The 11225-nt window shown below is 53.3% G+C and carries 9 protein-coding genes; 7 read left to right on the top strand and 2 right to left on the bottom strand.

What is annotated here, in order from left to right; translation table 11 throughout:
• Positions 1-72 precede the first annotated feature (72 nt).
• From dctP to AC2FLG_RS07615, 4 genes are all read left to right on the top strand, one after another.
• Positions 73-1083: a TRAP transporter substrate-binding protein DctP gene (gene dctP, locus AC2FLG_RS07630; protein WP_496691966.1), complete on the top strand. Its 1011-nt coding sequence runs from the start codon at positions 73-75 to the stop codon at positions 1081-1083.
• A gap of 68 nt (positions 1084-1151) precedes the next feature.
• On the top strand, positions 1152-1784 hold the full coding sequence (locus AC2FLG_RS07625) for a TRAP transporter small permease subunit (RefSeq protein WP_496698624.1): 633 nt from the start codon (positions 1152-1154) through the stop codon (positions 1782-1784).
• An 11-nt stretch (positions 1785-1795) separates the two neighbouring features.
• Positions 1796-3196, top strand: coding sequence for a TRAP transporter large permease (locus AC2FLG_RS07620; RefSeq protein ID WP_496705712.1), 1401 nt, complete (start codon positions 1796-1798; stop codon positions 3194-3196).
• Positions 3197-3725: 529 nt separating this feature from the next.
• Positions 3726-4139 (top strand): cupin domain-containing protein, encoded by a 414-nt coding sequence (locus AC2FLG_RS07615; protein ID WP_050602994.1) that lies wholly within the window; start codon positions 3726-3728, stop codon positions 4137-4139.
• Between the two features lie 73 nt (positions 4140-4212).
• Here the strand turns inward: AC2FLG_RS07615 and AC2FLG_RS07610 are convergent, their stop codons facing one another.
• Positions 4213-5901, bottom strand: coding sequence for an adenylate/guanylate cyclase domain-containing protein (locus AC2FLG_RS07610; protein WP_496705711.1), 1689 nt, complete (start codon positions 5899-5901; stop codon positions 4213-4215).
• A gap of 150 nt (positions 5902-6051) precedes the next feature.
• Here AC2FLG_RS07610 and AC2FLG_RS07605 point away from each other — a divergent pair, with 150 nt between their 5' ends.
• Positions 6052-6294 carry a hypothetical protein gene (locus AC2FLG_RS07605; protein ID WP_496705710.1) on the top strand — a complete coding sequence of 81 codons (243 nt, stop codon included), beginning with the start codon at positions 6052-6054 and terminating at the stop codon, positions 6292-6294.
• A 10-nt stretch (positions 6295-6304) separates the two neighbouring features.
• Positions 6305-7642 carry a metal-dependent hydrolase family protein gene (locus AC2FLG_RS07600; protein ID WP_496705709.1) on the top strand — a complete coding sequence of 446 codons (1338 nt, stop codon included), beginning with the start codon at positions 6305-6307 and terminating at the stop codon, positions 7640-7642.
• A gap of 136 nt (positions 7643-7778) precedes the next feature.
• Here AC2FLG_RS07600 and AC2FLG_RS07595 read toward each other — a convergent pair whose 3' ends face one another.
• Positions 7779-10427 carry an AsmA family protein gene (locus AC2FLG_RS07595; protein ID WP_496705707.1) on the bottom strand — a complete coding sequence of 883 codons (2649 nt, stop codon included), beginning with the start codon at positions 10425-10427 and terminating at the stop codon, positions 7779-7781.
• Between the two features lie 422 nt (positions 10428-10849).
• Here AC2FLG_RS07595 and AC2FLG_RS07590 point away from each other — a divergent pair, with 422 nt between their 5' ends.
• Positions 10850-11116, top strand: a complete 267-nt coding sequence (locus tag AC2FLG_RS07590; protein ID WP_496705705.1) for a potassium channel family protein — start codon at positions 10850-10852, stop codon at positions 11114-11116.
• Positions 11117-11225: the final 109 nt, after the last annotated feature.

The following is an 11225-nucleotide window of genomic DNA, read 5'->3' as shown; positions in this document are numbered from 1 at the left end:
CCTTCATAGTCAGGACGCCGCGCATTCTGAATACTCCGCCCAAACGAATTGCATGATCTGGGAGGAGCCACTATGCGCAAACACCTTAACCGGGCGGCCATTGCCGCCTTGTCGCTGACCGTTGCATCCGAAGCACTGGCTGTCGAATGGAACGTATCCCTGTGGGGCAAGCGTCGTGCTTTCACAGAGCATGTCGAAAAGCTGGCTGAACTGGTGAACGAAAAGACCAACGGTGAGTTTACCCTGAACATCAGTTATGGTGGCCTGTCGAAGAACAAAGAAAACCTCGATGGGATTTCGATTGGCGCGTTTGAAATGGCCCAGTTCTGCGCTGGCTATCACCGCGACAAGAACCCCTCGATCACTGTCTTGGAACTGCCGTTTCTGGGCGTGACATCCCTTGAACAGGAAATTGACCTGTCGATGGCCGTTTATCAACATCCAGCCGTTGTCGAGGATCTGGCCCGCTGGGACGCGACTCTGCTGATGCCGTCTCCGCTACCGCAGTACAACCTTGTCGGGGTAGGTGACGCGCCGAAATCTCTGACCGATTTTGAAGGTCTGAGTGTGCGCGCCACCGGCGGTATCGGTAAAGCGATGGAGACGGTCGGCGCAGTTCCGACTTCGATGTCCGCATCCGAAGTACGTCAGGCAATGGACAGCGGCATCGTCAAAGCCGTCAGCTTTGCACCACACGCCCATATGTCCTTTGGCACTATTGAGAACGGTACGTGGTGGACGACGAACCTGAACCCCGGAACAGTCAACTGCCCGGTCGTCGTGAATACTCTGGCACTGGAAGATCTGTCCGATGAACATCGTAAAGCTCTGCTGGGGTCGATAGACGAAGCGCTGGATCACTACGTTTCCCAATACCAGACCAAAACGATGGAAGCTTGGGGCCCCGAGCTGGATCAACGCGGCATCGAACGGGTCACGTTCAGCGATGAAGAAATCGCGGCATTCAAAGAGGCCGCCGCCGCACCTGCAGCAGAAGCCTGGATTGCGGAAAACACCGAACGCGGTCTTCCGGCGCAAGAACTCTATGACCTCGTGACCGGCAAGATCGCCAACGGTAGCTAATCCACTCACCACCCGACGTCGGCCAAGCTGGCGTCGGGTGCCTATTCCCCTGATAGCGGAGCACAACGATGGCCGGGTCATCCCTGGTGCTGTCCGACGACAGCCGTCTCAGCATTCTCGATCAACATCTCTACAAACTGGAGAGCTTTCTGGCTTTGATCAGCGGTCTTGCGGTTTTCTCTCTGATGGTCATGGCCGTTGTCTCCGTCGGTGGTCGGAACATCGCCAATGCGCCGCTTCCCGGGTATGTCGACTGGATTGAACAGGCCATGCCGTTGATTGCCTTCATGGGGATATCTTATGCGCAGCGCGATGGCGGCCACATCCGAATGGACATGTTCGTTGGTGCACTTAAAGGCCGGACGCTCTATATCGTCGAATTCGTAACAACCGCCGTCATTCTGGCGCTGATCGTCTTGCTGATCTGGGGGAGCTGGGCGCACTTCGCGCGCAGTTTCGACTTTGGTGCCCCACTGTGGAGCCGCGACAGTTCCATTGACATCAGTATCCCGCTGTGGCCCGCCAAACTGTTGGCACCCGTCGCCTTCAGCGTGCTTTGCCTAAGGCTCTTTCTGCAGCTCTGTGCCTACGGTCGTGCGATTCGCCATCCTGACCAGCCGCCTATCGCCGTCCCGTTGATTCCCGATGCCGCCACCCAGGCTGCGATGGAAGCCGAGCATGTCTCGGGCCACGACAACTGAGGTAAATTCTGATGGAACCCATTGATATTGGCCTGATCGTCTCGGGCGGAATGCTTGTTCTTGTGGTGCTGGGTATGCGTGTGGCATTTGCTGCCGCAACGGCCGGAATGGTTGGCCTGATCTGGATCTTCTGGGCCAAGTTTGGGTACGACCCGGCGCGGTTCGGCAAGGCTGTGACTGTGGCCGTCAAAACAGCGGGGCAGGTGCCGCATTCCAAGATTTCGAGCCAGGCGCTGAGCCTTATCCCGACCTTCATCCTGATTGGCTACCTCGCCTACTACGCGGGCCTGACCAAAGCACTGTTCGAGGCCGCCAAGCGATGGCTGGCATGGGTTCCTGGCGGGCTGGCGGTTTCGACCGTTTTCGCGACCGCCGGGTTCGCTGCGGTTTCAGGAGCCTCGGTTGCCACATCCGCCGTTTTCGCCCGCATCGCCATCCCCGAGATGCTGAAGATCGGCTACGACAAGCGCTTTGCTGCAGGTGTCGTCGCTGCAGGCGGCACATTGGCGTCGCTCATCCCTCCCTCGGCTATTCTGGTCATCTACGCGATCATCGTGGAGCAAGACGTGGGCAAACTGCTTTTAGCCGGTTTCATTCCGGGCATGTTCTCTGCTTTGATCTATGGCTTGCTGATCATTGGCATGGCTGTTGTGATCAAAGATTTTGGCCCCCCAGTCTCAGGCTTTACATGGAAAGAGCGTTTCATGTCTCTTCCGCCTGCATTGCCTATCTTGTTTGTCGTCGTGACGATTATCTTCTTTGTCTACAACCCATTCGGAGGCGATGCTTGGGGCACGCCAACCGAGGGTGGCGCAATCGGTGCCTTCGTTGTCTTTCTGATGGCGCTTTACCAGGGCATGCGCTGGTCCGAACTTAAAGACGCGTTGCTGGAGACGGCCAAGCTAAGCGTCATGATCTTTACCATCATCTGGGGCGTGCTGGTCTATGTTCGTTTTCTGGGTTTTGCCGAACTACCCAGCGCGTTCTCCGACTGGATCACCTCGCTTGAGATGTCACCAATGCTCATTCTGATCTGTATCCTGCTGGCTTATGCTGTACTGGGCATGTTCATGGATGCGATAGGTATGCTGCTGCTGACGTTGCCCGTAGTTTACCCAGCCGTCATGGCGTTGAACGGTGGTGAAGCGGTAGGTGCGACCGATAGTACCTTTGGAATGTCCGGCCCGATGTGTGCCATCTGGTTTGGCATTCTGGTAGTCAAAATGGCCGAGTTTTGCCTGATCACCCCACCTATCGGGCTGAATTGCTTTGTAGTGGCTGGCGTGCGTGATGACCTAAGCGTTCAGGATGTTTTTAAAGGTGTAACGCCTTTCTTTCTGGCGGATGCAGCGACGATCGCAATGCTCGTTGCGTTCCCTGCTATCGTTCTGTGGCTTCCTGGACAGGTTTGAATTGCAGGGGATGATTTTTGAGCGCGGTTTGCCGGTGCGGCTTAGACAAAGATGCAAGATGCGTGCCATTCATGAATAAGCAACGGCGAGCAAAAGCAAAGATAGCTGGCGTCATTATCTGTTCAGTCGTGTAAAGGCGTGTCGACTGATTTGGGCCGTCCGCATGATCAGCTATTGGTGGGGCAGGGGACCTTTCTGCAACGGCACCGGAGCCTGTTGTGACCCCAAAGCAGAATCTTGAGAGATAGTGGAAAGAGCACTCCGCCGTCACCACGGCGAAGTGCTGAATAGTGTGTGTTTAGCTGCCTTTCGTCGAGCGTGCGAAATCCTGTAGAACGGTTACTCACGGTCTGCAGGGCTAAGCCGCCACTCGCCGCACCGTCCACTAAGAAGCGCTCCGCGAACTTTGCGGACCCTGGAACAGCCTTTGACACAACAATTTGGAACGCCGCAGTTAACTGCGTGCACACCAGCATTGATTTCGAAAAGGTCCCAATGCCATCATCTTCTAAAAGTAGGAGGGGATTAGATGTGGAAACCAATCATATTTGCTTTTTTGATTGTCGTGACTGGTGCCGCAGCGGCTATGTCGCACGATGTGCGGGATCCAGCGACTTTGCAAAAACCGCTTATTCAGGACTTGCTAACCGAGTCGCTCAAAAGCACTGAGGGCTTGGAGGTTGTCGTGAGCCATGTTGCCCTACCACCAAACCTCACTTTACCAATGCATTGGCATCCCGGTGAAGAATTTGCCTACATTCTGCAGGGCAGCGTCACCCTCATCCTAGACGGCGAAGGCGAACAAGAAGCTTTTTCAGGTGACGTAGGCGTCGTTCCGTTGAAAAAAGTGCACACCGCTCGCTCAGGGGACGAAGGGGCAACCATTTTGGTGTTCCGTGTCCATGAGGAGGGCCAGCCAGGCAGAGTTTTGGTCAGCGACTGATTTTCAAGACAAAGGCGAAATATCCTTTACCGAATGCATGGTTGTCGGAACCGGGGGGGGGTGCCGTTTGCCTTCACACTTGCAACCCTGCTTTTTTCCACCCGCTGCGCCAGCGATCAGCGCAGGTTGGAATAGAGAATAATGGTAAACGTGTTGTCTCGGTTATCGAAGCCGCATTCGGAGCGATTTCGTTCAATTTGACAGCCGCTGTTTTTGCCGCATCTATGTCATCGAGCTCAGCGAGCGAGGCAATCAGCATCAGGTGGCTCATCAGGAAGGTTGCACGCACAGACAAGGCTTCGCGACAGGCCTGCGCGGCTTCCTCATAACGTCCCAAGTGAAACAAGGCGGCACCCTGTCCCATGAAAGCGGCGTGCCGCAATGGATCACCCGGGCTGAGTTCGACAGACCGGACTGCATGTTCCAGCGCCTTGTCAGGGCGATTCAGCAAATAAAGATTTGCAGCGGCGAGCATGTGGACCGTCGCCGCGTTGGGATTTTCCGACAATGCTTCCTTAAAGGCTGTCCGCGCGCGGGACAGGTCCTGTGCCAGCATAGAGATCGAATGTGCGGCATAAGCCTTTGCAATGCCGTCCGCGCGATCGCTCCGCAGCACCTGCTCTGCGGCCGCGACAGCTGACTTGGGTCCCTGATCTACAGGCTCCAAACCTTGCACAAGACGTTGGATATGAAGCCATGCTAGCAAGCCCGCTGCGGAGGCGTATTCCGGATCTCGATCCAAAGCCAGTTTTGTTAGTCGTATTGCCTCTATGTTGTCTTGGTCAGTCAGCAAGTGGAAATGTGATAATGCTCGGAGGTAGAGCTCGTATGCCTGTAAGTCCTTGGTGGGCTTTGCACGCGCACGATTTGTTTCAGCGTGCCGCACCGATGGTTCAATAGCTGTAACTACGTCTTCGGTGACTTGATCTTGAAGATCAAAGATGTCGTCGAGCACACCGTCAAAGCGGTCCGCCCACAAATGGCTGCCATTTTCGGTATCTATGAGCTGTCCCGTGATGCGGACGCGCTGCCCGGAACGCCGAACGGAGCCTTCCAGTACATACCGAACCCCTAGGTCGCGGCCCACGTCGCGGATGTCCGTGCTTTTCCCCTTATAAGTAAAAGAAGAGTTTCGTGCGACGACCATCAACCAACGAAACCGCGATAGCTCAGTTATGATGTCTTCCGTGATGCCATCGGCAAAGAATTCCTGCTCCGGATCACCCGACATATTGTCGAATGGGAGCACAGCGATTCCCGGCCTCACATCCGCTTTGATCGCGAGATTGGCTTTCGTACCCTTTGGCCAACACCAGATTCCAACATGGCGCGTGATGTTTTTCAGTTCGGTTTGCTCTCCGCCGTCGAATAATCCCGCATCGTTACGGTCAAGGCTGTTATGTGACGTATCCGAAAAGAGCACTTGTCCCGGCTTCGCGAGAGCCTCCAGACGCGCCGCAACATTGATGCCGTCGCCGAAAATGTCATCGCCATCGGTTACCACTTCCCCTGTGTGAACCCCGATGCGCAGTTTGATGTGGTCAGGTTTGTGGGCGGACTGAACTGCGATCGCGCAAGCTGCTGCTTCAGATGGTGATTGAAACTCGACGATCCAGCCGTCGCCCATGCTTTTGATCAGTGAACCATTGGTATCTTCCACGATCGGGAGAAACGTGTCCTCGCGGAAGGTCTTTAATGCAGCGACTGTGCCAGTACGGTCCTGATCCATCAGCGCGGAATAGCCCACAATGTCGGCGGCCAATACCGTCGTGAGACGTCTTCCCATTCACCCCTCCTCTTTGCAATGAAGTTAGCTCGGTGGGTTGCTTCTGTCAGCCCATTCGTCAGATTTTGAAAAGCCTTAATGAATAGAAAGCACAGGTACAGGCATACACGCACAACTAAAAAGGTAATGCTCAAATACCTGTCGCGCATTCAGCAAACGGTCACCTTTATATCCGCGGAGTTAGCTACTTGCGTTTCTTTAGATGCCAATGTTCGTGGCAAAGCAATTCCGCTTTGGGCTCAAGGCAGACGTTTCTCTAAACTCGTTGAACGTCTGCTGAGCGGGACAAAGCCGACCTTGGAGAAAAGCGAGGTAATGCTTGAAAAATCTTGCTTCCGCTGGGATGGTTTCTCCGACAGAATTTTCTGAGGAATTTCGAGTGCATTTTCCCAAACTTGCCGCGGTTTCGTCGATTGCTCTTGCAATAACCAGTTCGCAAGCGCTCTCCCAGGATGGGGGACCGATACTGTTCACAAACGTCAACGTGTTTGATGGTGTGAATGAGGAATTGATTACAAATGCCAATGTCGTTGTAACCGACAATCTGATCACAGATGTGTCCTCAGAACCCCTCACCGTCGCCAATGGTATCGTCATCGACGGCGGCGGGCGCACGTTGATGCCTGGCCTGATCGACGTACACTGGCACACGCTTTATTGCTGCAATCCGCAGAGCGTGGTTGTGACCGGCGATATTCTTGAAGTCGCGGTGCGGGGTGCCATCGGGTCCGAAGGCACGTTAATGCGCGGCTTTACAACGGTGCGCGACGTTGGCGGCAATTCATTTGCCATAAAACGGATGATTGACGCAGGCGAGATCGAAGGCCCTCGTATCCTGCCGTCCGGCCCGCCCGTGACACAAACCGGCGGCCACTTTGACTATCGCCCCTACCAAGCGGTTCCGACGAACGGCGCGGATTCGCAATGGTACTGGTACAGCGTTGGTTTGATGGCGCAGGCTGATGGTGTTCCGGAAGTGGTCAAACGCGCGCGTGAAATCATGCGCATGGGCGCGACCCAGCTTAAGATTTCCACCGGCGGCGGGGTGTCATCTACCTATGACCCTCTGGATGTACGCCAATACACCAAGGCCGAAATCGAGGCATTCGTAGAGGTGGCTGACACCTACAACACCTATGTTGCATCTCATGTCTTCACGGACGAGGCAGTGGAGATAGCCGTTGCCGCTGGCGTTAAGTCCATCGAGCATGGCTTCTTGATGAGCCGCGAAACGATGGAACTGATGCGCGACAACGACGTGTGGTTGTCAGTGCAGCCTCTTCTGGATGACGAGGATGGCTTTTCTTTCGACGACCCTGTTAGCCAGCAGAAATGGATCGACGTCACCAACGGTACAGATTTCACCTACAAAACGGCGAAAGAAGTTGGCGTGAAAGTCGCTTTCGGCACCGACATCCTGTTCGATCCCAAACTGGCCGAACGTCAAGGCGCGTTCCTTGCCAAGTTGCAGCGCTGGTACACGCCATACGAGGTGCTGAAAATGGCGACTTCAACCAATGCTGAACTGCTCAAACTCTCAGGCCCGCGCCACCCCTATCAACAAGGCGATTTGGGTGTAATCGCAAAGGGCGCTTATGCCGACTTAATCCTTGTGGACGGCAATCCGCTGCAAGATATCGACCTGATCGCAGACCCGCATGAGAATTTCGATTTGATCATGAAAGACGGCAAAGTCTACAAGAACACGCTGGACTGAGTTCCAGATGAAGTCCTTTGCTCAAAGCCAACTTTGTAACAACTGCTTTGGGCTCAAAACGGAAATCCCTTTTCGGGAGCACTGCAATCTTTCTTTAATTCTAGATTTATTCCTGAACCAACTGCCTCCACTACTACTACTGCAGTTGCAAAATATCCGGGACGCAGAGTTTTCTTTTGGCAGGCATTTTGTCTGCACCATCTGATCGTTTCAGTCGCTTCGGGCCGTCCTTGACCTTGATTTTCGGCTTAGCTAGCGGGCCTTTTAGAGTCACTGGCCAGGGGCTTTTCGAAAGAGGTTCGCCAATCTTGCGGGGCTGTAGATCTAAATCCAAGACCTTGCCAGCCACATCGACCCCGCCAAAAACGACAACTTGGACATGATCCGTTTCCAAGGTGGTTTGTTTCGTCGAAATACTTCCATTGGAGATACTAATCGGCGCGCGCAAGCACACGATCGGAGCAACCTTTTGTTTTTCTTTGGTAAACACCCAAGGTAGCACACCCAGCCCCGCCAAATCCAAAAGCTGGGTCTCGATCGAGCCATCACGCAATGAAACTGTGGCGTTGCCGTTCATGCTGTTGGCAAAGTGCTTGGGTGAATCGGTTCCTCCTGACACCGAAAAATCTGCATAGATCGTACCGCTTGCACCTTTTTTGAAGTTCAGACCGTGAAGAATATCATCCAGCTGCCAGCCGCCTGCCTTGCCGGTCAACGTGAGCAGGTGCGCGTCGTTCGATAGATCCATTTGCCCGCTGACGTCGAAATGAGCGCCACCGTATTCAAATTTCAAAGGTCCGGCCTTAAGCTCATTTTTGTTAAGCGTCAGTTCGCTCTGCAAACTGCTAATGCCTTTGGCGCCCTCTATGTGCCGAAGGTCAATGTCGACATCCATATCCATACCGGACAAGAGAACTGAACGCCCAATTGGTTTAAGCGTAACATTTCTCAAAGGGTCAGTGTCATCTGCTTCTTGATTGACGTCTTCCTCGTCGGGCCCCGTACCGCCTAGCTTCCGCAACTGTGCGGCGGCCTGAATGATAGTTCGAATATGATCTATCTTTATCAGGTCACTCTCTATGGAACCTTTCAGCACAGGATCACTTGTTGCATCATCAAGATCGGCGACAATTTCCAGGACAGATTCAGCAACCTCGACATTGGCACTCGCGTTCCAATCGGTGCCTTCGCTAGCGAGGTCAATCTCAAGGCGAGCCCGTCCGGTTTCCACGCGATCAAGCGATAGTGCCTCCAAAAGGTCTGCACCTGATGGGACTTCAACATCAATTGCCAAATCCAGGTCCTCGAATTTGAGTACATTCTTGACAGTGCCATGTACTTCGAGGTTCCAGACTTCCGTTTCGCTTGTCCTGCCATCCAAATTCGTCAGCGATAGCTGATTGATGTCGCCATTCAAATGAAAGTCGCCGGAAAATCTGCCGAGTTGGTCGTCCGGTCCTAACAGTTCTGGTGAGATCAAACTGCTTGCCGGAATATCCATTAGACCTTCAGCTGATATTCCTTGTAACTGCAGCGCGTCATCGACCGAACCGTCCAAAATGATAAACGGATCAGCCGGGTTCCCAATTCTCAAGTTGATGCTTCCGACCCTTAAGGCGCCTTCTGGTGTTCTGGAAAGTTCGGAGAACTTGATCGGAGGCGGACCCTCTCCAGACGTGTCTAATGTGAATCCGTTGGTCTTAATGACCATTTGCCGCTGCGGAATCTGCCCGGGGACGCTGTCGATAACCATGTCGACCGCGATAAGTTTAAGATCATACCGCGATGCGGCTGTGCCCGGTTCAGCATCTTCAGGGTACAACCGAATGCGGGTTGTCAGCGATACGTCTTCCGGATTTCCCAATTCCCCGATCTGCCCCGTCAACGAAAGGCTTTGTCCGCCTTCCAATTCAGCCAATACAGATAGGTCGTCAATTCGTGCTACACCGTCGACCGATTTGAATGTTGCACCAATACTTCCTGAACCTTCCAGGACACGGTCAATCTTCAGGATATCGAGAAGCTGGCCAAGTTCTACAACCTCTAGGGTCGTCTTCACTTGCAACCCGTCTTCTATGGGGGATTCCTCTGCGGTAATCGAAATCTGTTCGAAGTTCACCGCTACCTGAAACGGGTCTTCCGCAGGGAATGTCGCGTTCAGATCAAACCTCTCTCCGTTTAGCGAACCGGCCCCAACTGAGGTCGCAACGTCGGTTTCCGTATCGCGTTTTAGAAGCAGCTCAGAAAGCTTCAGATCCAGCTCAAGCCCGTTTAGATCATTTCGGTAGAAAACGGTGATATCGGTCAGGTCAATTTTATGGTCCGTTAGAACTCCAGCCAAAGGCATTTTAGGAGACTTAGCAGCTTGCCCGGCTTCTACATCTGATTGGGAAAGGGACTGCCAGTTTCCGACGCCGTCTTTGCCTGTGATCAGGTTCAGGTGAACGCCCGAGAGAGAAAGGTTGCTCAGCGATAGATTACTGTTCCAGAGGTCGCGCGTGGAAATTTCGAACTCTATTTCGTCGATTGCTGCCAGATTCTCGTTCGCTCTCCGCGAACCGGGTAGTACCAGCCCCGCCGCTGACACCTGCAAGTGCCGGCCAAGGCCTAGACGCACTTCATCCTCTATGATGACGTCCTGACCAAGTTTCTTGGAGATCAGGTTTTCAACGAAGGTGGTCCTTACAGAAGAAAACAACGTAGAAGACAGGAAAAGCCAAGCTGCTAACACAGCCACAAACGCGACAGCGCAACAAACAAATACACCTTTTGCAACGTACCGCACGCTTTTCTCCTAATGTTCCGATTCATACCTTGGGCAACCTAAACCATTTATTTGTTAGGTTAATGGATTATATGGTCGGTAAATTTCCCGACCTCTGAATGATCTTGACCGTACAGCTGATAACTCTCGCTGATTTGGTCGGACAGCTAAATCACGGGTAGATGACAAAATAACTTTTGTACCGCTGACCCAGCTTCCAATCAGCTGGCTTGAAGCGAGTTTGACCGACCAGAACTGGACACGTTGCAGGGGTTGCGATTTCAGCGGCTCGACGCATCCCCAAGCTATTGGCAGCTAGATTTCTTCGATTTCCCACATTTATCTAATTACTGTTATATGTGAATTCTTCAAACGACGAGGACAGGATGAACTCACTAACTAGAATAACACGTGGGATAGGCGTCGCTTTCAAAGACGGTAGAGTGAAAGGCATTCTTGCCTTCACGGTAGGAATGATTTTTTGGGCCTCGGTCTTTTACCACTTTGTCGAGGGTTGGAGTTGGCTCGACTCAATCTACTTTTCTGTAGTGACAATTTCGACCGTAGGGTTTGGTGACTTCTCACCTGAAACCGCGGCAGGGAAGATCTTCACAATGATTTACATCATCGTGGGCCTCGGTGTCTTCGTTACCGCTGCGACCACAGTGGCAGATACAATCTTGTCCCAAGACGACAAAAAAGCGGACTAATAGACTGCACTCAAATGAGCCAAACCGAGTTCCTGCACAGGCATTGGCCCGTCTCTGCATCTCAAGCCGCGGCCTGGATTCATTTGCGTCTTCAAGCTGATAGATGATC

This window comes from Ruegeria sp. CDSA193 (assembly GCF_059611885.1).
This window is presented reverse-complemented; position numbering and strand designations above follow the sequence as displayed.

Coding starts and splice junctions, on each gene's coding strand:
- AC2FLG_RS07620 (WP_496705712.1), top strand. CDS start 1,796: ATGGAACCCATTGATATTGGCCTGATCGTCTCGGGCGGAATGCTTGTT.
- AC2FLG_RS07625 (WP_496698624.1), top strand. CDS start 1,152: ATGGCCGGGTCATCCCTGGTGCTGTCCGACGACAGCCGTCTCAGCATT.
- AC2FLG_RS07605 (WP_496705710.1), top strand. CDS start 6,052: ATGCTCAAATACCTGTCGCGCATTCAGCAAACGGTCACCTTTATATCC.
- AC2FLG_RS07615 (WP_050602994.1), top strand. CDS start 3,726: ATGTGGAAACCAATCATATTTGCTTTTTTGATTGTCGTGACTGGTGCC.
- dctP (WP_496691966.1), top strand. CDS start 73: ATGCGCAAACACCTTAACCGGGCGGCCATTGCCGCCTTGTCGCTGACC.